Here is a 21,962-nt window from a genome sequence, read left to right as displayed (position 1 = left end):
TGCCGACATAAACGGCGCTCACGTATTCGTTTTGCTTGTTAAGGAGTACCCATGGGCGTCGTCGATCCCTTTTCTGTTGCTCGGGCCGCGGGGCTTGAGCTGACCGGGAAGTCCGAGGGACTCACGCTCACCGACGGCACGATGGAGCTGCGTGCCGATTTTGGCCGCATGCTTCCGCGGCTCAAGCAGGGCCGTCTGCAGCAAGAGCTGTTGGTAAAGGCTGCGCGCGCAAAAGGCATCGAGCGCCCATGGGCGATTGATGCCACGGCAGGTTTTGGCGAGGATTCGCTGCTGCTGGCGGCCGCGGGCTTTACCGTCGATCTGTATGAACAGGATTGCGTGATCGCGGCGCTCCTCAAGGATGCCTTGGATCGCGCGGCAGATGATCCGGCGCTTGCGACAGCCGTGGCGCGCATGCGCTTACATGCGGGCGAGGACAGCATTGCCGGCCTTCGCCATACAGCTGAGCTGATCGGGCAGGGCGAGCTCACCGCTCCCGACGTGGTGTATCTGGACCCCATGTTTCCCGGGCGCACCAAGAGCGCGGCGGTGAAAAAGAAGTTCCAACTCTTGCATCATTTGGAACAGCCGTGCGCCGATGAGGAGACGCTGGTCGAAGCTGCGCTTGCGGTGCACCCGCGCAAGGTCGTTATCAAACGACCGGTGAAGGGGCCACTGCTTGCCGGCGTTAAGCCGAGCTATCAACTTGCGGGCAAGGCCGTCCGCTACGATGTTTTGGTGCCGCCGCGCCCGTAGCTTGCGTGCGATGGCTGGCGCTCCGTCAGTGCCGTGCCGATGCGGGTCTATTTCCAAGGATGCGACGTCAGATGCCAGCCGCCGCAGTATTCGCATTTGTAGCAGGCCAGCCCGCGCCGCCCGCGGTTTTCGCAGTCGGCCATAACGGCCTCGGCCTCGGCGCGCGTGTCGTAACGGTTTTTTCGCTCGCACGACTTGTAGCGCCAGGCTTCATCGCGTTCGGCGTCCAGGGCGTCGCGGCGCTCGTCCTCGCGCGCAAACAGGTCGCTCATATCGCCGCCGGTGGCAGCGCCCAAAAACTCGCTTTTGGCCTTTGACCAGGCGGCTCGCTTTTTGCTTCCCATCTGCATCGCGCCCCTCTCCAAACGTTGGTATGATTGCTCAATCAAAGTGATACCAATAAACGTGAGGTCGCCGCGTGATGATCAGAAAAACCCTCGATACCGACATTCCCGCCGTCATGGCTATCTATGACGTGGCCCGTGCCTTTATGCGCGCGCATGGCAACGCCACGCAGTGGCCCGAGGGCACGCCTTCTGCCGAGCAACTGGCTGCCGATATCGCCGCTGGTGGCGGCTATGTGTGCGAAGTCGACGGCCGCGTGGTGGCGACGTTTGCCTTTTTACCGGGCCCGGACGAGTGCTATGACGTAATTGAGGACGGTCAATGGCGTAGCGACACTCCGTACGCCGTGCTGCACCGTGTGGCATCCGACGGCACCGTGCACGGTATCGCGGCTGCGATGTTTGCCTTTGCCAAGGAGCGTGCCGACCACCTGCGTATCGACACGCATCAGGATAATCTGCCTATGCAGGGTGCGAGTATTAAGGCGGGGTTCGAGCGTGCCGGCGTCGTGTATGTGTCGGACGGCACGCCGCGTGTTGCGTTCGACTGGCTGCGCGAGGCATAAGAGCGAGGGCTCATATCAATAATTCGTGCGAACGAAAATGGCCCCGGGTGGGGCTATTTTCGTTCGCTACGCTGTTTTGCAAGCCGGCTTTCGCAAGGCGCGAACCTACGAAAATCGCCGCGCGGCAACGCAGGGCGATGAGCTCGGTCGGGGGATAGGGCCCGCTTCGCCCGCCGGCCCGTACATTGTATCATCCAGTGTGAAGCGTGAACGCCCGTTGCCGCGTGCGATGGGCTCGTAATAAGAGGAGAGCCATGTCGAAGCAAGCGGTCGTTGGAATCTTGGCGCATGTCGATGCAGGCAAGACCACGCTAGCCGAGGCCATGCTGTTCAACGCGGGCCGCATTCGCAAGCGCGGCCGCGTGGACGATGGCGATTCACATCTGGACACGAACGCGATCGAGCGCGAGCGTGGCATCACGATCTTCTCGTCGCAGGCCGTGCTCGAGCATGGCGATACCCGCGTCATGCTCGTGGATGCGCCGGGGCATGTCGATTTTTCTGCCGAGGCGGAGCGCACGCTGCGCGCACTCGACTACGCGATTTTGGTTGTGGGCGCCAACGACGGCGTGCAAGGGCATACCGAAACCCTGTGGCGTCTGCTTGCGCGCTATGACATTCCGACGTTCATCTATATCAACAAAATCGATTTGGAGAATCCCGGCCGCGATGTTTTGCTGGCACAACTTGGGCAGCGTCTTTCTGAGGGGTGCCTGGATGCCAACGAACTGCTGGTGGGTGGGGCCGTTCAGGAGGACGCTGCTGCGTTGGACGAGGCGGCGCTCGAGGAGTTTCTAGAGGTGGGTGAGCTTTCCGTCGCGACGCTGTCACGCATGGTTGCCGAGCGCAAGCTCTTTCCCTGTTTTGCCGGCTCGGCGCTCAAGGACCAAGGCGTGGACGAGCTGCTGGATGGCATATGTGCGCTGATGCGCGAACAGGCATGGCGCCCGGAGTTTGCCGCGCGCGTCTACCGCGTGAGCCGCGGAGATCGCGGCGAGCGCTTGGCATGGGTTAAAGTGACCGGCGGCACGCTGCATGCCAAGCAGATGATTGACGGACGTTCCGGTGCCGAGGCGTGGGAACAGAAGGCCGATCAGGTGCGCATCTATAACGGCGAAAAGTATGAGCTTGCCCAAGAAGTTGCTGCTGGCGGTATTTGTGCCGTGACGGGTCTTGCGCACGTTCGCCCAGGGGACGCCCTGGGCGCGGAGCCCGCGTGCGATGCGCCCATCATCGCTCCGGTCCTCACCTATACGGTGCTTCCGGACGAACATGACGTCCATACGGTGTTCAAAGCGCTGACTGAGCTGGCGGACGAAGATCCCATGCTCGGCGTAAGCTGGAATACGCATCTTGAGCAGATTCATTTGCAGTTGATGGGCGCCGTGCAACTCGAGGTCATGCAGCGGGTGTTGGCAGATCGCTTTGGCCTTTCGGTTGCGTTTGAGTCTGGCGGCATTCTCTATAAGGAGACTATTTCGCAGCCGGTCGAGGGCGTGGGCCACTTTGAGCCGCTGCGCCACTATGCCGAGGTGCATTTGCGCCTGGAGCCGTTGCCGGCGGGCTCGGGCGTGCAGTTTGGCACCGTAACCTCGACTGACGAGCTCGATCTTAACTGGCAGCGTTTGGCACTCACCAACGCCATGGAGCGCGATCACCTGGGTGTGCTGACCGGCTCGCCCATCACCGATGTGCGCATTACGCTCACGGGCGGCCGCGCGCATGCCAAACACACCGAGGGCGGCGATTTTCGCCAGGCCACGTACCGCGCGGTTCGCCAGGGGCTCATGCGGGCACGTGAGGCTGGCGCGGCGGTACTGTTGGAGCCGTGGTACCGCTTTGAGCTCGAGGTGCCGGGGGAGTGCATGGGCCGGGCGCTCTCGGATGCCACGCGCATGGGTGCCGAGTACGAGCCGCCGACGATGGCGGGAGATCGGGCGAAGCTTGTGGGTCGCGTGCCGGCATCTGAGGTGCAGGATTACGCGCTGGAGGTGGCTGCCTACACGAGCGGTCGCGGGCATCTGTACCTAGAGTTCGCCGGCTATGCGGCTTGCCATGATGCCGAGCGCGTAATCGAGGCTGCCGCCTATGAGCCAGAGGCCGATCTGCCCAACACGCCCGATTCGGTCTTTTGCTCTCACGGCGCTGGCTACACCGTCAAGTGGTACGACGTACCCGCCGCGGCGCACGTAAAGGTCGATCCCACCACCTTCCGCCCCTGGCGAGCAGCAGACGCCGAGTTTTTTGGCCACATGTGACAGAGGGACAGCCCCTTTGTCAGATTCAGTTGGTATAACTCGGTACAAGTTGGTATAACTATTACCAGGGTTTGCCAATCCGAGGAGGCCGACATGAATCCAAATCCCTTTAAGCCCACGGCTGGCAAGCGGCCTCCGATACTCATCGGTCGCGAGTCGGTCATCGAAGATTTCGAGGAAGGGCTCGATAATGGCGCTGGAGCGCCGGGCAGGCTCATGCTCATTACGGGAAACCGCGGCTGCGGCAAGACGGTTCTCCTGCAGGAGCTGCAACGTCTGGCCAGCGAGCACGGATGGGCGGTTGTCTCCGATTCCGCCTCGCTTGGCCTATGCGGCCGTCTGGCCGACGCGCTTCGCTCGAATAAACCCGTTGTGACGTCAATGGAGTTTGGGCCGTCGTTTGGCCGGATGTCGGTCGAGGCGGCGCGGGCAAAGGGCGAGACGTTGCGAGGGCTGGTCAACGAGCGCCTTGAGAAGCTCGGTCCAGGCAAGGGCATACTGTTTGCGATTGACGAGGCACAATCGGCGTCTATCGAGGAGCTGGCGGCTCTTGCCGTTCTCTATCAGCAGGTGCTCGGAGACCAGGATGCCACGGGCTTGTCCGATAGCGACCAGCGCGGCCTTGCGCTTGTTTTTGCCGGCTTACCCAGTATGGTTGACGATCTGCTCGAAGAGCCGAGCGTGACGTTTTTGCGGCGTGTCCAGCAGCGCACGCTGGGGGCGATATCTTTGCCCAAGGTGCGCGATTCGTATATCCAGACGGTCAAAGACGCTGGTCTTTACGTTGACGCGGAGACGGCGGACCTTGCGGCACGCAAGAGCATGGGGCATCCATATATGGTTCAGCTGGTGGGCTATTACATGTGGCGGTCTGCTGTTCGACGCGGCTCGCAGGTCATCGAAAGGCGCGATGTCGAGGATGGCCATGCGGATGCCGTCTCCGAGTTCTACGAAGCGGTTGACGCGCCCCTGTATTACGGGCTGCGCAGTCCACAGCGCCTTTTTATCGAGGCTATGGCGGTTGACGAGAACAAACCGACGCGCATGGCGGATATCATTGAGCGTTGTGATCGTACCCAGAGCTGGGCGAGTAAATATCGCGCAAGCCTGATTCGCGAGCGCGTCATCGAGGCTGCCGGATACGGCCTCGTCCGGTTTACCGTGCCCATGCTGGGCGCGTACGTTCGCGATCGAGTTTTATGGCATGAGTAGGGTGATAAAGGTGACGGAACAGAAGATGAGCCCGCAGGCTATCGAGGTGCGTGGCGCGCGCGTCCATAACCTTAAGGACATCGATATCGATATTCCGCTGGGAAAGCTTGTGGGCATTGCCGGCGTGTCGGGTTCGGGCAAGAGTTCGCTGGCGCTGGGGGTTCTTTATGCCGAGGGCTCGCGCCGTTACCTGGAGGCGCTCAGCACCTATACCCGCCGTCGCCTGACGCAGGCCGAGCACGCTCAGGTGGATGAGGTATTGCACGTGCCGGCGGCACTCGCATTGCATCAGCGCCCCAGCGTGCCGGGCGTGCGGTCCACTTTTGGCACCATGACTGAACTCAACAATAGCCTGCGTCTGCTCTTTAGCCGTTGCGCCCATCATGTGTGCCCGCATTGCGGGGCGCGTGTGGAGCCGAGCCTTAACGTTGCCGCAGGCCTGTCGCTCGCGTGCCCTGCATGCGGTCGTGAGTTCTACGCGCCGAGCGCCGAGGACCTTGCGTTTAACAGCGGCGGTGCGTGTCCCACCTGCGGCGGCACCGGTGTCATGCGCGAGGTGGACGAGGCGAGCTTGGTACCCGACGAGTCAAAGACTATCAACGAGGGCGCGGTGCTTCCTTGGGGCACGCTCATGTGGGATCTGATGAAGCAGGTGGCCGGCGAGATGGGCGTGCGCACCGACGTGCCGTTTAACCAGCTCACGCCTCAAGAGCGCGACATCGTGTTTCATGGTCCGGCGGTTAAGAAGCACATTCTCTACGTCCCCAAAAACGGCGAGGGCGCCACGCCGCTCGACTTTACCTATTACAACGCCGTCTATACCGTCGAGAATGCGCTCGCCAAGGTCAAGGACGATAAGGGCTTAAAACGCGTTGCGCGCTTTTTGCGCGAGGGCCCATGCCGCGATTGCGGCGGCACGCGTCTCTCCGAGGCTGCGCGCCAGCCCCAGGTGCGCGGTATCAATCTGGCGCAGGCGGCGGCTATGACGCTAGGCGAGGCGATTGAGTGGGTGCGCGGGGTGCCCGCATTCTTGCCGCCCGAGATGCGGCCCATGGCGACGGATATCTGCGATTCGTTTTTGAGCGCGGCCCGTCGTCTGGTCGACTTGGGTCTCGATTACCTTTCACTCGACCGCGCCGGCGCCACGCTTTCCACGGGTGAGCGCCAACGCGTGCAGCTTGCTCGCGTGGTGCGTAACCGATCGACAGGCGTGCTTTATGTGCTGGACGAGCCTTCGATCGGCTTGCATCCTGCCAATGTCGACGGCCTGGTAGGCGTGATGCGAGATCTGGTGGATGACGGCAACACCGTGGTTGTTGTCGACCACGATACGCGCGTACTGGCGGATGCCGACTATCTGGTCGAGATGGGTCCCGTTGCCGGAGCAGGCGGCGGCAATGTGATCGCCGCTGGTACGGTAGACGAGGTCGAGCGATCGCAGGGCAGTCGCATCGCGCCGTTTTTGCGCTCAGAGTCCAAGCGCTTGCGTCCGCAGGTGACTGACGACGACATGTTCGACCAGGGACATATCCGCATGGCAACCGATACCATCCACACCGTCAAGCCGCTCGAAGTCGATATCCCGCGCGGTCGCCTTGTCGCGGTGACGGGCGTTTCGGGTTCGGGCAAGACGACATTGGTGCTCGAGACGCTCATTCCGGCACTCAAGGCGCAGGCAGCCGGCGAGCGCCTGCCAAGACACGTGCGTTGGGTCGATGCCGAGGGCATTAGCCGCGCAAATCTGATTGACGCTACGCCCATCGGCGCCAACGTGCGCTCGACGGTGGCAACCTATGCCGACATCCATGACGAGCTGCGTCGCGCCTTCGCCCGTACGCCCGAGGCCAAGGCGGCCGGCTACAAGGCGGGTGCCTTTAGCTACAACACCGGCGCCTTGCGCTGCCCTACGTGCGACGGCACGGGCTCGATATCGCTCGACGTGCAGTTTTTGCCCGATGTCGAGATCGTCTGCCCGGCATGTCGCGGCTCACGTTATGCAGACGCTGCTTCGCATATCCATCGTGAGGGCAAGGACGGGAGCTTGCTGACGTTGCCGCAGCTCATGGATATGAGTGTGGATGAGGCGCTCGACGCCACACTGGGGCTCAAGAAGGTTCAGGCGCGCTTGCAGACCTTGCACGACCTGGGTTTGGGCTATCTCACGCTCGGTGAGCCCACGCCGGCGCTTTCGGGCGGAGAGGCACAGCGCCTTAAGCTCGCGAGCGAGATGGGCCGTGTTCAGGATGATGCCGTATTCGTGTTCGACGAGCCCACGATCGGACTACATCCGCTCGATGTTCAGGTACTGCTGAGTGTGTTCGACGGCCTTGTTGCCAAAGGCGCCACGGTTATCGTGATTGAACACGATCTCGACCTTATCCGTAACACCGATTACGTGATTGACATGGGGCCGGGCGGTGGCGATGCGGGCGGGCAAATCGTCTGCGCCGGTATGCCGGACGACATCGCAGCCTGCTCCGCAAGCATCACCGGCCGCTACCTATAGACAATGAGGCAAAGGGACAGGCCCTTTGCCTCATTGATGCCTATTTCATGCATTGAGCGGCGAGATAGTCGCGGAAGAACGGCAATTCAAATGCGACGAGCCCTCGTCCTCGTTCCCCGATGATGCCGGCGTCTATCATGCGGCGTCGGTAGCGGGAGACCTGCTGCGGCGAACGCTTAAGGCGCTCGACAAGGTCAGCGGTGGTGGACTCTTCCTCGTCATCGAGCATGGTGATGAGGAATCGCTTGTCCTCTGCAGTGAGTTCCCGATAGGTTGCCGCGAGGATTCGGTCGTCCATCTCGTCGCGCGCGATTTTGATTCCCAGGTCAAAGTCGCGTGACGAGATTTCCTTCGAATCGCTTGTGAGATCCCAGACACGGTAACCTACGAGTTGCAATAGGAAGGGAAATCCAGAGATCGAGCGAACGGCTCTATCGATTCCCTCAGCATCTGCCAGGCGATCGTTTTCCTGGATTGTGCGAATCAAGGCCTCGCGTACGTCATAGTCGGCAATGCGACCCAGATGATATTGTTGGGCGCGGCGAAGGAACGAGACCGTCTTGTGGTTCAGCAACGTAGAGACGTTGTTGGGAAGTCCCGCCATAAGCAAGGCGACGCGTTTCCCATCGGTCACAAAGTGCTGATACGTGGCTGCGAGTTGGATCATCTCGTCGAGTGTCGGGTCCACCTCGTCAACCGTGACGAGCAGACCGGTGCCCGCCTCGTTGAGCTGGTCGATGATGTCGCTCATGCGATAACGCCAGGTTGAAGCATCGTGAACGCGATTGACCTCGACGCTGCCGAGCGGTGCAATTCCGAGACCGGTGACTTCGAAGTTCTTAGACGGGTCGATAAGATGGCCGGCAGCACGTTTCGCCCCGAACTCGATTTCCTCAAGCATTCCCGGGAGCGCGGTCGTCTTTACGGCTATCCAGCCGTGGGATTCCGCTCTTGTCGCGAGCGACGACATGAGAGCGGTTTTACCGGTTCCACGTGCGCCTGAGAAGATCGAGGTCAATTCTGGGCGCCTGCGCTGACTCAAGAAGGCACGGTCCAAATCCCGAATAATCTGTTGTCTGCCAGCGAGATGGGCAGGAACCTCACCAAAACTGGGGGTAAACGGGTTCTCGAGATATTTCACACGGCTTTCCTTTCACACCGCCGTTTAACTTTATTTTACTTTAGTTAATTCTGATTAAAAGTGAGGGCTCTTTATCTGGAGCATCAATTAGGCGTGTGTGTCATCGGCGTGGCGCTTGAATGTGACAAAGGAACTGTCCCTTTGTCACATTCCCGGAAAGCTTGTCTGGCGCAAGGCTTCGTAGAGGACGATGGCGGCGCTGTTGGAGAGGTTGAGTGCGCTGATGCGGTAGTCGTCAGGGTTGACGAAGTTGCCGCAGATGTCCTGTTGAAGGATGGCCTCGTGGCTGTCCTCGGTATGCCCGAGTGATTCCTCGTGGGCTTCCCATGCCTCGGCGTTATCGAGTGAGTCACAATCGCGCAGCATCGGGATGCGCTCGCAGCGCTCGGGCGCCGCGGCAAGCAGTGGCTCGGGAATGCCCGAGCTCTCGCTGCCAAAGACCAAGTAGTCGCCATCACGGTAGGTACTCTGCGCATAGGTACGGCGTGCCTTTTTGGTCAGCAGATGCAGGCGCTCGTCGGCGGGGGAGAGGTCGTTACGCGCAAGAAAATCCTCCCAGCCGGCATAAGTCGTCACGTCCAAGTTTTGCCAGTAGCCCAGTCCGGCGCGACGCACCGTCTTGTCGTCGAGTGAAAACCCCAGCGGCTCCACCAGATGCAGGCGGGCGCCGGTAACCACGCAGGTGCGGCCGATATTGCCCGTATTGGCCGGAATCTCGGGCGCATACAGCACAATGTTGAACATGAATCTCCTTGGCTCAGAACGAAAAACCACCACGAAGAGCACCTTCGTGGTGGTTTGGCGGTTACGTAGGCGGAAAAATGCCCGCTTGGATAAACCTAGGCGCGGTGCCAGTCGGTCAGGCAGGCATCGAGGGAGGCGATGAGCGCATCCTTGTCCATGTGACGGCCGATGATGCACAGGCTCGTCATGCGGTCGCCCGTCTCGTCGTCCCAAATCTGCATGATCTCGGGGTTCTCGTCGATGATCTTCTGCTTCTCGCCCTCGGGCGCCGAGTCAACGAACAGGCCGTTCTCCATCAGGCGCATCTGGTGGCCGGCCTGCTCAAACATGTAACACATGTCCGGATTGCCGGTCTGCCACAGCGGACCCTTGACGCGAATGACCTCGTCGGGCCACTCCTGCTCAACAAAATTGGTGAACTTCTGCAGGTCAAACGGCTTGCGGCGCGAGTAAACAAAGGTCTCGATGTCGTACTCGAGCACCTCGGGGTCGTCGTGCTCCTCGGGATGCTCCATGGCCTCGATCCAGGCGGCGGAGTTGTAGGCGCGCATAAAGTCGAAGCGGTCGGTGTCGAGCAGCTCCTCCATGGGGACCTCGCCGTTTTGGGCCTCGACGATCACGGCGTCCTTCTGCAGGCTGCGCACGATGGCCTTGAGCTCGGCGATCTGCTCGGGGCTCACGGTATCGGTCTTGTTGAGGATCAGTGTGGAGCAGAACTCGATCTGCTGGATGAGCAGGCTTTCGATGTCGTCCTCGTCGATATCCTCAGCCAGCAGGTCGCGACCGCCGTTGAACTCGTCGTACATACGGGCGCAGTCGACCACGGCCACGATGTTGTCGAGCGCAAGTTTAGGCTCGCCGCCCACCTTGGCCTCGTCGCAGAAGCTCGAGATGGTGTAGGCGATGGGGATAGGCTCGCAAATGCCCGATGCCTCGATGATGATGTAATCGAAGTTGCCCGAATCGGCGATGCCCTGCAGCTGGTTGGCAAGGTCGTCCGAAAGCGTACAGCAGATGCAGCCGTTGGTGAGCGGGATGAGGTCGTCGGCCTCGGAAAGGCCGCCGTCGGCGATGAGGCTGGCGTCCACATTGATCTCGCCGATATCGTTGACGATCACGGCGGCGCGGATGCCGCCGTCGTTAGCGAGGATGTGGTTGAGCAGCGTGGTCTTGCCGGCACCGAGGTATCCGGTAAGCATGATGATCTTCACGGGTTTGTTGGGCATGTGCCCTCCTTTATTAGACATGGCTTACAGTTGAATCATATGCCAAACGCCTGCTCTTATACCCACGCGCTGGCAAATAACACAGGCTACTCCCAGGCTCCCCATACATCGGGGCAATAACCGACGGTGGCCTTTTTGCCGTTGCGCACGATGGGCTTGGCTAGAACCTGCTGATTCTCGAGCAGCTTGTCGAAGCGCTGGATAGGGGTGAGGTGCTGGATGAGTGCGAGCGTCTCCTCGTCCTTGGCTTTGGGGTTGAGCAACTTGTCGATGCCGCCGACCGCCTGCATCACGCTCGTGAGCTCGCCCTTGCTCATCTCCTTTTCCTTAAGGTCAATAAACTGCACCTTAATGCGGCGCTCCTTAAAATAGCGCTGGGCCTTCTTGGTGTCGAACGACTTTTTGGTGCCGAAGATTTGCACGTTCATAGTATGTTCCGCCGTTCTACCTGATAAAGTTGGTGCGCTTGCGATCGGCTTCGGGGGCTTCGATGCCGGCGGCCTGTCCTGCCTCGATACAGCGAAGGAGCCAGGCCATGTTCTTGCCGATGTTTCGCATGGTGGCCAGGCCCTCGGCGTCCTGGGTGGCCTCGCCCGGCATGGCACCAAACACGTTGTTCCAGTACGTGGACGCTACCACAGGCATCTGGTTGATGGTGAAGTACTTATTGAGCACGTCGAAGGTCGTCGACGTACCGCCGCGACGGGCGACGGCGACGGCAGCGCCCGGCTTGTGTTCAAAAGCTTTGCTACCGGCATAGAATGCGCGATCGAGTGCCGAGAGAATGCGGCCGCTGGGGTGCGCGTAGTAGACAGGCGAGCCAAAGACAAGGCCGTCGGCCTGTTCGGCGGCAGCGATCAGCTCGTTGACCACGTCGTCGTCAAAGGTGCAGCGACCGCCAAGCTTGCCACACTGGCCGCAACCGATGCAATCGCGAATGGGCTTGGCGCCCAGCTGAAACACCTCGGTATCAATGCCTTCTGCATTAAGTTGCTCTGCGACTTCGGTGAGTGCGCGGGCGGTGTTGCCGTTTGCCTTGGGGCTGCCATTGACCAAAAGAACCTTCATCACAAACTCCCTCTGCTGTCGGTGACTTCTGCGGAGGATTATCGCACGAGAGGGTAGATGACGTGGGGCGCGATGTGAAACGGCTTGTGTTTCACATCGCGCCCCACAACGCTAGTCCAGCTTGGTGCCCGGTACTTGCGGTGCCTCTTTAAGCAACGCTTTGAGCTCGTTCAAAATGGAAACGGGCTGACAGTCGACGCCGTCCAGATGGAGCGTGGCCACGCGAATGGGCGGCTGATATTCAAGCGAGCCGATGAGCACGGGAGAACCCAGGAACCGTTCGATGTCGCTTGCGATCTCGTCGATCGCCTCGGGGCCGAGCTCATCAAAGAGTGCCACGAACATCGGCCCCGTCGAGCGGAACAGGCGGCCCTTGCCGCGCGAACAATCCATGAGGCAGGCGGCGCTTTCGGCGAGCACGCGGTCGCCTGCATCGAATCCAAAGCGGGCATTGACCTCGGCGATATCGTCGACCTTAATGGCAATAAAGCCTGCCTCGTGCGGCACGTGGCCCATCTCTCCAATAGCGTTGACCAGTGCGTGGACATCGCCCAGGCCCGTTACCGAGTCGGTCGTATCCGCCAGGCTTCGGTTGACGATAATGCCCACATACATGCTGGGCTCGGTATCGGTGCCGTCCAAGCGGTAGCCCGTGCAGTCGCAAAGCACGTACGTTCCGGTGGCATCCATTACGCGATACTGCATGTAGTGGAAGTGCCACGTGCTGTTTATCACCATGTCGAGCTCGGCGCGTACGTTGTCGCGGTCCTCGGGATGAACGCGGGCGAGCCACATGTCGAGTGAGTTAAAAGGGTGCTGGGAGGGCAGGTCAAAATCGCGCACGGCGTTAACCGACCATTGCGATTTGCCCGTATCGAGATTGAGGATAAAGGGATAGCGCGTCTCGGAGCTCATGGAGATCGCTTGGAACACCCGGTCGTTGCAGGGAAGCTGATCGACGATTGGGCGTTGCGGCGCGTCACTGTCTTTCGGTTGCTGCACACGATGCATAAGCTTATAGCGATACATCTTGCGATCGGCATCCATCGTCATCTGGCGACGCGTGTCGCCGGCAAGTGGATCGACGCGCGAGCAGCCAAAACTAAAGCTGCCGATCATGGGCGCCTTGCCACCTGAGCTCGCCTCGATCAGTCCGGTACGTACCTGCTCCAAGCGCTGCTCGAGTTCAGTCTCGTTTGCGGAGAGCGAGATGAGCACAAACTCGTCTCCACCGATACGGAACAGCATTTCATCGTGCTCCATGGTTTCGGAGAGCGTGCGGCAGATGCCCAGAATATAGCGATTGCCTTCGGCGTGGCCAAACCTATCATTGCAATGTTTGAGATGGTCGATGTCAATATAGGCGCAGGTGAAGGGGTCACCTTTGTGCCAGAGTTGCTCGACGTGACGGTCGAATCCGTTGCGGTTGCCCAAGTTGGTGAGCGGGTCGATATAGGCGTTGCTCTCAAGCAGCCGGCGCTCTTGCTGCAGGATGGCGTGCGTCTTTTGCAGTTGTTCGCCAACGGCGCGTAGCTCAGCAGGCAGCGCGGCAACATCGAGTTCGGCGGTCGAGATGCCATTCGCAAGTCGCTGAAGATAGGCAATAATCGATTGCTCGCCCAGGCGATATGATTCGTTCATGATGGATAACCTCCTTGGGCGGAACAGCGGTTTGTATCATATCCCCAATTCGGTTTGAATTGGGGATATAAGTTAACTAATGGAGGCAAATTCCCCCTTCGGCGGTGGTGTTTTGCGCGCGAGCGTATCAGTTGTTATTGCCACCATCGAGCAATGCCTCAAAATCCTTCGCTGGCATGGGGCGGTAGTAGAGGAAGCCTTGAGCGTCGCGGGCGCCCATTTGCCGTAGCACGTTCGCCTGCTCATTTGTCTCGACGCCTTCGACCACAACGGGCAGATGGAGCGACTGCGCCATCTCGAGCATCGATGAAATGATCTGCGTGCTGCGGCCTTGATCGCCGTCGACGGGCGCAATCTGCCAAATGTGCTTGTCGAGCGTCACCATAAAGCCGCTTTCCTCGAGTGCGGGGATATGGGTGCACATGCTGTGGACGGCTATTATTCGACAGGCGGTAGCGCGACGATGCGATGTTCGATGAAAATGCGACTGAGACGATATATGTTGACGGGTATACTTGTCCCGGTTTAAAACGCAGGAACGGAGATGGTCGCATGGCACAGCCGGATACGACGCACACGGTGGGGCTTGCGCTCGAGGGAGGCGGCTACCGCGGTATGTATACGGCGGGCGTGCTCGACGTTTGGATGGAGCACGGTTTGACCTGCGACCATATGGTGGGTGTCTCGGCGGGCGCGGCGTTTGGCTACAACTTTAAATCGCGCCAGATCGGCCGCGCCATTCGCTACAACAAGGCCTATTGTGCCGATAAGCGCTATGCGGGTGTGACCAGCTGGTTGCGAACCGGTGACATGTTCAATGCCGATTTTGCCTATCACGAGGTGCCCATCGAGCGCGATCCCATCGACCTGGAGACATATCGCGCCTGCCCTATGCGGTTTACGTGCGTGTGTACCGATATCGAGACGGGCAAGGCCGTCTACCACGACCTGCCCTATGGCGACGAGCGCGATATCGAGTGGATCCGGGCGTCGTCGGCGATTCCCGTGGCGACGCGTCCCGTTGCTATTGGCGGGCATAAGTATCTGGATGGTGGCGTGGCTGATTCCATTCCCAGCGCTTGGTTGTTTGCGCAGGGGTATGACCGCAATATCGTGGTACTCACGCAGCCGGCGGGCTTTGTGAAGCAACCCAACAGCGTGATGCCCATGCTGCGGCGCGTGTTCCGTCACTACCCGGAGTTTGTTGCAGCGCTCGATCATCGGCATGAGGTCTACAATGCCACGCTCGATGACTTGGCGCGTCGTGAGGCTGCCGGCGAGGTCTTTGTGGTGCGGCCGAGCGAATCGGTGAAGGTGCCGTCGCTGTGCCGCGAGCCGGATGAGCTCGAGCGTATCTACCAGGTCGGCCGCCACGATGCGGAGGCGACCTTGCCGGCGCTGGAAGCGTATCTGGCAGAGTAGAGCAAACTGCCGTGGACTCGGCGGAAAGCGCATCCCGGAATCGGCGCTAAAAATGGGATGAGGTTTCCGCGAGAGGCCCGTAGCGGAAAGCGCGCCCCGGAATCGGCATCCAAAACGGGATGCAGTTTCCCCGACGGCGGGTTTTGGAAACGGCGTCCCAGAATTTGCGCCTGGAATGGGATGGGGTTTCCCAACGGAGCCGCATGCGGAAAGCGCATCCCGGAATGGAGGTCCAAACTGGGATGCGCTTTCCATTGCTGAAGATATGAGGCCGCGGATCGGCTGCTCGGCCTAGACTTATGCCTGCTGCCAGGTGTCGACGAGCTCCTTGGCGGCGGCGTAGGGGTCGTCGGCACTGCAGACAGCGCTCACCACAAAGAAGCCATCGACGCCGGTGGCCTTGAGCTGCGGCAGGTCGGCCGTCTTGACGCCGCCGCCCACCACGATGGGCACGGGGCTTGCCGCGTGGAGTGCGGCCAGGTCCTCAAAGCTCTTGGTGATGATAGAGCCGTCGGCCGCGCGTCCGCAGTCGCGCTTGGTTTCGGTCTCGTGGAGCGGGCCGATGCCCAGGTAGTCGACTAGGCTCATGTCGGCGGTCTTGACGTACTCGAGCATCTCCTCGCAGCGGGCCGAAAGGCCCACGATGGCATCGGGGCCCAGAAGCTTGCGGCAGACCTCGACGGGAATATCGCTCTGGCCCACGTGCACGCCGTCGACAGCAATACCCTGCTCGCGCGCGGCGAGTACGCAGTCCAGGCGGTCGTCGATCAGCAGGGCAACCTGACCGGTTTTGCCGGCCTGTGCGATTGCCTGCGCGGCGTCGCCCGTCAGCGCAATGATCTCGCGGGCGCTTGCCACCTTGGAGCGCACCTGGATGCAGGTAAAGCCGGCGTCGAGCGCCTGGGCCACCACATCGCCCACGGGACGCCCGAGCGTGTTTTCGGGGCCGAGTACCAGATAGGCCGAGATATCAAGGTTGTCGCGGATGCTCATCGTGCTTCCTCCTGCTTTTTGATCTGCGCTTCCATGCGTTCGAGCTTGCCGGTCATGGTGTCGGTAAATCCGGGTCGAATATCGGCTTTGAGCACGACTTCGGTGCGGATGCCCTTGCTCGCCAACACAAAGGTTGCGTCGCGCACGACCTGCATGACCTCGTCCCAGTCGCCCTCGATCTCGGTGAACATGGAGGTGGTGCGGTTGGGCAGGCCGCTCTCGCGAATGACACGCACGACCTCGGCGACCTCGGCGGATAGCTCATCGCCGGTGCCGCACGGGGCGATGGCCACGGCGACGAGCGTGTTCATGCCGGCATTGGTTGCGGGCTCGGACATGGCCTATGCCTCCTCGAGCTCGAGTCGGTTATCGGCGATGTCTTGGGCGGTTGCGCGGTAGAGCTCGTCGATAAAGGCGACCTTAAAGCTTGCCGGGGCGTCGGCGACAGCGGCGGCACGCGTGCCGGCCACGTTGTAGACGGCGGTGCCGCAGACGGCTGCCGTAAACGGGTCGGCGGCGCAGGCGTACACGGCCAGCACGCCGCCCTGCGAGCAGCCGCAGCCGGTGATCTTGGACATGAGCGGGCTGCCGCCGTGAGACTTGGCCACCGTCGTGCCGTCGGTGATCAGGTCGACTTCGCCCGAGACCACAACGGCGCCACCGGTGTGGCGAGCGAGCGCCACGGCGGCACCACGGGCGGCGTCGACCGTGTCGGTGGTATCGACACCGCGCACGCGGCTCAGATCGGCCGCCTCGCCCTCAAGACCCCACAGGCCGGCGAGCGCGATAATCTCGGAGGCGTTGCCGCGCACGATGGCGGGCTTGTACTGCTTGAGCTCGTTGACCAGCTGGGTGCGCAGGCTACCGATACCCAGGCCCACCGGATCGAGCACCCAGGGCTTACCGGCGTCGTGTGCCGCCTTGGCCGCGCGGGGAATCGTTTGCTCGTAAATGGGGAAGAGCGTGCCCATGTTGAGATAGATGGCGCCGCCGCCGGCAACGAGTGCCTCGCCCTCGTCGGGCAGATAGACCATGGCGGCCGATCCGCCCACGGCGAGCTGCGCGTTGGCGACAAAGTCGATCGTCACCGTGTTGGTGATGGAACCGGCCATCGGATTGGTAGCGCGAATCTCCTCCACGGCCTTGACCATATGTTGCTTAAGCTGTTCCGAATCAATCACTGCACATGCCTCCTTGGCATAGAAAAGGGGCGCTGTGCATAGACAGCGCCCCTGTAAAGGCGGCATGCTCCCTACGCCAGCATTAACTGACAGGTTCAAAGGATTGGGCCCATTGCCCTCTCAGCCTTGTGGTTTGCACCGCCGGCACTCCCGCATCGAATCTGTTGTTCCCTATACTAGCGCACCTGCCAAAAAGGGACAGGTTTATTTTGGCAGGTAACAACTGGGACTTTGCGTTTTCCCAGATGAAACCTGCCGAAATAAACCTGTCCCTTTTTGGCAGGTCGGTACAATAGATGGGATTAAGAATGACCGAGGGGACCTTATGATCAAACTTGTGCTGACCGATATGGACGATACACTGATTCCAGCCGGGCATGACGGCGCCAGCGACTACGCCATTGAGGGTATTCATGCCATGCAGGCGGCGGGTTTGCACTTTGGGCCGGTTTCGGGTCGTCAGCCGTCCGCGATGGGCTGGATGTTCCGCAATCGCTCCGAGTGCTTCTCGACCGGTGCGTTTTGCAACGGCCAGGTGATGTTTGTCGATGGCGAAGTAGTCGCTTCGCGCGCAATCGATAACGATGTCCTTATGCGCTTAGCCGATTATTTTGAACAGGAGACCGACGATACGTATTTGAAGGTCTACCGTCTGGGTGATGACTTTTGGAATAACGATGCCTATTGCGTGACAAGCGATCCCGAGCGTGTGCGTCGCGCCATGAAGTCAGGCGGCAACGCGTGGCTCAAGGGCGAAGAGGCTCCCTGTCGTCCTGTCGTTGACGATGCCCCGGTATACAAGGCGAATATCTGGAGTGCCCGTTCGCGCGAGGAGCTCGCCGAGCTGCGCGAGCGTGTTGCCGCTGAGGTGCCGGAGCTCTCACTCGTGTTTCCCAACAACCGCGTGCGCCTGTTCGACGTTCTTCCGACCGGCTGGGACAAGGGCTGCGCTGCGCTGGAGCTGGCGCGCGCTTTGGGCCTGACGCCCGACGAGGTGGCCGTATTTGGCGATTCCGATAACGATTTGCCCATGATCGATGCCGTTCCTAACTCCGTTGCAGTCGCCAATGCCAACGAGGCCGTCACGGCTGCCGCACGCTGGCATATTGGCGCTGCGGCAGATGATGCGGTTGCCGGGGCTCTGCATCAGATTGCCGCCTGCGCCGCGACGGGGGAGATGCCGTCGTTTATGAGCCAAATGGACACGGCGGGTTTTGACGTCACGAACGTCTAGGGAGAAAGCCATGAAGCTCCAGCAACTCAGATATGTCGTCAAAGTTGCCGAATGCGGCAGCATCACCGAGGCCTCGCGCCGGCTCTTTGTGTCGCAGCCTTCGATTACCGCGTCGATCCGCGATCTCGAAAACGAGATGGGTGTGCATATCTTTGAGCGCACCAACAAGGGTGTCATTGTGTCCGAGGAAGGCGAGACCTTCTTGGGGTACGCGCGCCAGGTGCTCGACCAGGCCGACCTGCTCGAGGGCAAGTACAAAGGTACGTCCGAGCAGGTGCCGCACTTTAGTGTGAGCTGCCAGCATTATTCCTTTGCCGTTAATGCGTTTGTCGATGTGATCCGCGAGTTCGATGCCGCGCGCTACGACTTTACCCTGCGCGAGGAGCAGACCCACGAGATTATCGAGGATGTCGCGCATATGAAAAGCGAGCTGGGCATCCTGTATCTGTCGGAGCACAATCGCGAGGTCATCGAGCGCATGCTGGTGGCCAACGAGCTCGTGTTCGAAGGGCTCTTCTGCGCCACGCCGCATGTCTTCGTCTGCGCCGACCATCCGCTGGCGGGCCGCTCCAGCGTGACGCTCGAGGATCTGGAAGACTACCCGTTCCTGTCCTACGAGCAGGGCAGCTATAACTCGTTTTATTATTCCGAGGAGCTGACCTCGACCTTTGAGCGTCGCAAGAATATCCGCGTGCGTGACCGTGCGACGCTGTTCAATTTGGCCATGGGCCTCAACGGCTACACGGTATGCTCGGGCGTGATCAGCCACGAGCTCAACGGCCCCGGCATTATCTCGATTCCGCTCGACGTGGACGAGTACATGGAGATCGGCATTATTACGCGCAAGAACACGACGCTCACGCGCTACGGTCGGGCCTATATCGACGCGATTCGTCAGCATATCTAGGCTGCTGTGCTCCGCACGGTTCAAGTCTCTTTATGACAGTCCAGACTGATATAGGAAGCATCTATATCAAACTGTTATAAACGTATATTTTACAATGGCCATATGAGCGCTCATACTCTGTCCCAGTAAAGCAACCAATGCAAAGGGAGATATCTATGAGCACTTCGATTCAACCGAACGCGCCGTTTCGCGCCGATATCGTCGGCAGTTTTCTTCGTCCGCAGGCTGTAAAGGATGCCCGTGCCGCCTATGTCGCGGGTAAACTTGACGCTTCCGGCCTTAAGGCCGTCGAGGACGATGCTATTCGCGATTTGGTGGCAAAGCAGAAGGCCGCCGGCCTGCAGGTCATCACCGATGGCGAGTTTCGCCGCAGCTACTGGCACCTCGATTTTATGTGGGGGCTGAACGGCGTCGAGCGTCGCACCTCGCGTACGGGATATATGTTCCACGACGAGGAGACCACGGCCGATACCGCCGTGGTGACTGGCTCCATCAGCGGCGAGAACCACCCCTTCGTCGAGCACTTTAAGTTTGTCAAGGCACTTGAGGGCGAGGACCACGTTGCACGCCAGACCATCCCGGCGCCTATCCAGACGTTCTCTGAGGTCACGCTCGACCGCTGCGATGGCCAGCAGGAGAGCCTGCGCGCTGTCTATAAGACCGATGAGGAACTTGCCGACGCCATCGCAGCCGCTTATCGTACGGTGATCGCCGACCTGTACGCTGCAGGCTGCCGCAACATCCAGTTTGATGACTGCACCTGGGGCATCTATTGCGATACCGACTTTGTGTCCAAGACCGGCATGAGCCCGGTTGATCTGCAAAAGGTGAGTGAGCTGGGCGTGGCGCTCAACAACGCCGCTATCGAGGGCAAGCCCGACGACCTGGTCATTAACACGCATGTGTGCCGCGGTAACTACCACTCTACCTATGCCTTCGAGGGTGGCTATGACCCCATCGCGCCATACCTGTTCGCAAACGAGGATGTTGACGCATTTTACCTGGAGTTCGATACGCCGCGCGCCGGCGGTTTTGAGCCGTTGAGGTACGTTGCCCCTGGCAAGAAGGTCGTGTTGGGCCTGGTGACCACCAAGGCCGCTGAGCTTGAGGACGAGGATGCCATCGTCGAGCGTATTCACGAGGCTGCAAAGTATGTTCCGCTCGAGAACCTGTATCTGTCTCCGCAGTGCGGCTTTGCCAGCTGCGAGATTGGCAACAAGCTGACCGAGGACGAGCAATGGGCAAAGATCGCGCTGGTCAAGCGTATTGCCGAGCGCGTTTGGAAATAGCGGTAACGTTCGCAGGTGACGGCGCGTGCGAGACATGGCGCATCGCGTACAATGGTTCGGATCGTATCGTTCGGGCAGGTAATCCGCTATGCTCGAGCGCCCTTCCATTTTGAAAGGACTCTCATGTCCCAGTCCTCGACGCCCGCCGCCAGCGATGCCATCTACGACGCATCGTCGCTCGGCCGCCCGCGCATGTTTTTGCTCGGTCTGCAGCACCTGTTTGCCATGTTTGGCGCCACCGTGCTGGTGCCCGTGCTCACCGGTCTCTCGGTTTCGGCAACGCTTTTGTTTGCCGGTTTGGGCACGCTGCTGTTCCACTTCCTGTCGCGCGGTAAGGTGCCGGCATTTTTGGACTCATCGTTTGCCTTTATTGCCGGTTATGCCGCAATCGCGCCCAACGGCGAGACCGAGCTTTTGCCCTACGCTTGTCTGGGCGTTGCTTGCGCCGGCCTGCTTTATCCGGTGCTTGCGGCGCTCTTCCGCGCCTTTGGCGCCAAGCGTGTCATGCGTTTCTTCCCGCCGGTGGTGACTGGCCCCATCGTCATTTCGATCGGTCTGATCCTGGCGAGCTCCGCTATTGCTAACTGCCAGACCAACTGGCTTGTGGCTGTCATTGGCGTTGCCGTTATCGTCATCTGCAACATCTGGGGCCGTGGCATGGTCAAGATCGTGCCGATTTTGCTGGGCGTTGTGGTGAGCTATGCCGTTGCGGCTGCGCTCGGCGAGGTTGATTTCTCGGGCGTTGCCGCCGCTCCGTGGGTCGGTCTGCCCATCGTGTGGGACAACACCGTGTTTGCACTCTTTGGGCCGCAGTTCGATAACGGTCTTGCCACGACGGCCATCATCACCATCATGCCGCTGGCCTTCGCGACCATGATCGAGCATATCGGCGATATCTCTGCTATCGGTTCGACTTGCGAGCGCAACTACATTGCCGATCCCGGTCTGCATCGCACGCTGCTCGGCGACGGCCTTGCCACGATTCTGGCTTCGCTCTTTGGCGCTCCGGCCAACACTACGTATGGCGAGAACACCGGCGTGCTCGCCCTGACGCGCGTGTTCGACCCGCGCGTAATTCGAATTGCCGCGTGTTGCGCCATCGTGCTTTCGTTCTGCCCCAAGTTCGCCGCGGTCATCGCCGCCATGCCGGCATGCGTTATCGGCGGTGTGTCGCTCGTGCTCTACGGCATGATCAGCGCTGTGGGCGTCCGCAACCTCATCGAGAACCAGGTCGATTTCCAGAACAACCGCAACGTGCTGGTTGCCGCGCTGGTGCTCGTGCTTTCGCTCGGCATCGCGTACAGCACCGCCGGCGCCATCGTGTTGGAGCTGGGCGGCGTGACCATTTCGCTGTCCGGCATTGCCGTGGGCTCACTGGTGGGCATCGTGCTCAACGCCATCCTGCCGGGTAACGACTTTGAGTTTGATGTCTCCGAGCTTGAGGAGGCTGCTGAGTAGCAGCTGCGTTTAGCTA

At 60.5% G+C, this 21,962-nt stretch carries 21 protein-coding genes and 1 riboswitch; of the genes, 10 read left to right on the top strand and 11 right to left on the bottom strand.

The window, feature by feature from the left end; genetic code table 11:
• The first annotated feature begins 51 nt into the window (after positions 1-51).
• Positions 52-756, top strand: a complete 705-nt coding sequence (locus ACESUZ_RS00455) for a class I SAM-dependent methyltransferase (protein WP_138111811.1) — start codon at positions 52-54, stop codon at positions 754-756.
• 47 nt (positions 757-803) lie between these two features.
• Here ACESUZ_RS00455 and ACESUZ_RS00450 read toward each other — a convergent pair whose 3' ends face one another.
• Positions 804-1,100: a hypothetical protein gene (locus tag ACESUZ_RS00450; RefSeq protein ID WP_055310006.1), complete on the bottom strand. Its 297-nt coding sequence runs from the start codon at positions 1,098-1,100 to the stop codon at positions 804-806.
• Between the two features lie 77 nt (positions 1,101-1,177).
• On the opposite strand from ACESUZ_RS00450, the gene ACESUZ_RS00445 reads away from it, so the two are divergent.
• From ACESUZ_RS00445 to ACESUZ_RS00430, 4 genes are all read left to right on the top strand, one after another.
• The gene (locus ACESUZ_RS00445) at positions 1,178-1,666 is read left to right on the top strand and encodes a GNAT family N-acetyltransferase (protein WP_373197955.1); all 489 of its coding nucleotides are present in this window, start codon (positions 1,178-1,180) and stop codon (positions 1,664-1,666) included.
• A gap of 254 nt (positions 1,667-1,920) precedes the next feature.
• Positions 1,921-3,924, top strand: coding sequence for a GTP-binding protein (locus ACESUZ_RS00440; RefSeq protein ID WP_373197954.1), 2,004 nt, complete (start codon positions 1,921-1,923; stop codon positions 3,922-3,924).
• Positions 3,925-4,017: 93 nt separating this feature from the next.
• A complete protein-coding gene (locus ACESUZ_RS00435; protein ID WP_373197953.1) occupies positions 4,018-5,136 on the top strand; it encodes a DUF8462 domain-containing protein in 1,119 nt (372 codons plus the stop codon).
• Entirely contained in the window at positions 5,129-7,642 is a 2,514-nt protein-coding gene (locus ACESUZ_RS00430; protein ID WP_373197952.1) for an excinuclease ABC subunit UvrA, read from the top strand. The genes ACESUZ_RS00435 and ACESUZ_RS00430 overlap by 8 nt, the downstream gene beginning before the upstream one ends.
• 40 nt (positions 7,643-7,682) lie before the next feature.
• On the opposite strand, the gene ACESUZ_RS00425 is transcribed toward ACESUZ_RS00430, so the two are convergent.
• From ACESUZ_RS00425 to ACESUZ_RS00395, 7 genes are all read right to left on the bottom strand, one after another.
• Positions 7,683-8,543, bottom strand: coding sequence for a DUF8462 domain-containing protein (locus ACESUZ_RS00425; protein ID WP_373197951.1), 861 nt, complete (start codon positions 8,541-8,543; stop codon positions 7,683-7,685).
• 384 nt (positions 8,544-8,927) lie between these two features.
• Positions 8,928-9,527, bottom strand: coding sequence for a tRNA (cytidine(34)-2'-O)-methyltransferase (locus tag ACESUZ_RS00420; protein ID WP_373197950.1), 600 nt, complete (start codon positions 9,525-9,527; stop codon positions 8,928-8,930).
• 95 nt (positions 9,528-9,622) lie between these two features.
• A complete protein-coding gene (locus ACESUZ_RS00415) occupies positions 9,623-10,753 on the bottom strand; it encodes a GTP-binding protein (RefSeq protein WP_373197949.1) in 1,131 nt (376 codons plus the stop codon).
• Positions 10,754-10,839: 86 nt separating this feature from the next.
• Entirely contained in the window at positions 10,840-11,181 is a 342-nt protein-coding gene (locus ACESUZ_RS00410; protein WP_373197948.1) for an arsenate reductase family protein, read from the bottom strand.
• A 16-nt stretch (positions 11,182-11,197) separates the two neighbouring features.
• Positions 11,198-11,821, bottom strand: a complete 624-nt coding sequence (locus ACESUZ_RS00405) for a flavodoxin family protein (protein ID WP_373197947.1) — start codon at positions 11,819-11,821, stop codon at positions 11,198-11,200.
• Between the two features lie 111 nt (positions 11,822-11,932).
• Entirely contained in the window at positions 11,933-13,462 is a 1,530-nt protein-coding gene (locus tag ACESUZ_RS00400; RefSeq protein ID WP_373197946.1) for a diguanylate cyclase domain-containing protein, read from the bottom strand.
• A 127-nt stretch (positions 13,463-13,589) separates the two neighbouring features.
• The gene (locus tag ACESUZ_RS00395) at positions 13,590-13,886 is read right to left on the bottom strand and encodes an EAL domain-containing protein (protein WP_161115307.1); all 297 of its coding nucleotides are present in this window, start codon (positions 13,884-13,886) and stop codon (positions 13,590-13,592) included.
• Between the two features lie 128 nt (positions 13,887-14,014).
• Here ACESUZ_RS00395 and ACESUZ_RS00390 point away from each other — a divergent pair, with 128 nt between their 5' ends.
• On the top strand, positions 14,015-14,884 hold the full coding sequence (locus tag ACESUZ_RS00390) for a patatin-like phospholipase family protein (RefSeq protein WP_006234518.1): 870 nt from the start codon (positions 14,015-14,017) through the stop codon (positions 14,882-14,884).
• 297 nt (positions 14,885-15,181) lie between these two features.
• On the opposite strand, the gene ACESUZ_RS00385 is transcribed toward ACESUZ_RS00390, so the two are convergent.
• From ACESUZ_RS00385 to thiM, 3 genes are read right to left on the bottom strand one after another with little or no spacing between them, the layout of a single operon-like run.
• Positions 15,182-15,877 carry a thiamine phosphate synthase gene (locus ACESUZ_RS00385; RefSeq protein WP_006234517.1) on the bottom strand — a complete coding sequence of 232 codons (696 nt, stop codon included), beginning with the start codon at positions 15,875-15,877 and terminating at the stop codon, positions 15,182-15,184.
• Positions 15,874-16,215 (bottom strand): thiamine-binding protein, encoded by a 342-nt coding sequence (locus tag ACESUZ_RS00380; RefSeq protein ID WP_225093307.1) that lies wholly within the window; start codon positions 16,213-16,215, stop codon positions 15,874-15,876. The genes ACESUZ_RS00385 and ACESUZ_RS00380 overlap by 4 nt, the downstream gene beginning before the upstream one ends.
• A gap of 3 nt (positions 16,216-16,218) precedes the next feature.
• Complete coding sequence (thiM, locus tag ACESUZ_RS00375) at positions 16,219-17,058, bottom strand: hydroxyethylthiazole kinase (protein WP_238022525.1); 840 nt, start codon at positions 17,056-17,058, stop codon at positions 16,219-16,221.
• A gap of 51 nt (positions 17,059-17,109) precedes the next feature.
• A riboswitch (TPP riboswitch) is annotated at positions 17,110-17,220 on the bottom strand.
• Positions 17,221-17,383: 163 nt separating this feature from the next.
• On the opposite strand from thiM, the gene ACESUZ_RS00370 reads away from it, so the two are divergent.
• The 4 genes from ACESUZ_RS00370 to ACESUZ_RS00355 all read left to right on the top strand — a co-directional run bounded on the left by ACESUZ_RS00370 (position 17,384) and on the right by ACESUZ_RS00355 (position 21,946).
• Positions 17,384-18,292, top strand: a complete 909-nt coding sequence (locus ACESUZ_RS00370; RefSeq protein WP_138375182.1) for an HAD-IIB family hydrolase — start codon at positions 17,384-17,386, stop codon at positions 18,290-18,292.
• Positions 18,293-18,302: 10 nt separating this feature from the next.
• Complete coding sequence (locus ACESUZ_RS00365; protein WP_138111844.1) at positions 18,303-19,199, top strand: LysR family transcriptional regulator; 897 nt, start codon at positions 18,303-18,305, stop codon at positions 19,197-19,199.
• A gap of 155 nt (positions 19,200-19,354) precedes the next feature.
• Positions 19,355-20,488 carry a 5-methyltetrahydropteroyltriglutamate--homocysteine S-methyltransferase gene (locus ACESUZ_RS00360; protein ID WP_229025959.1) on the top strand — a complete coding sequence of 378 codons (1,134 nt, stop codon included), beginning with the start codon at positions 19,355-19,357 and terminating at the stop codon, positions 20,486-20,488.
• Positions 20,489-20,611: 123 nt separating this feature from the next.
• Entirely contained in the window at positions 20,612-21,946 is a 1,335-nt protein-coding gene (locus ACESUZ_RS00355) for a uracil-xanthine permease family protein (protein WP_373197945.1), read from the top strand.
• Positions 21,947-21,962 lie beyond the last annotated feature (16 nt).

This window comes from Collinsella aerofaciens ATCC 25986, assembly GCF_964239575.1.
GTDB lineage: Bacteria > Actinomycetota > Coriobacteriia > Coriobacteriales > Coriobacteriaceae > Collinsella > Collinsella aerofaciens_BQ.
This window is presented reverse-complemented; position numbering and strand designations above follow the sequence as displayed.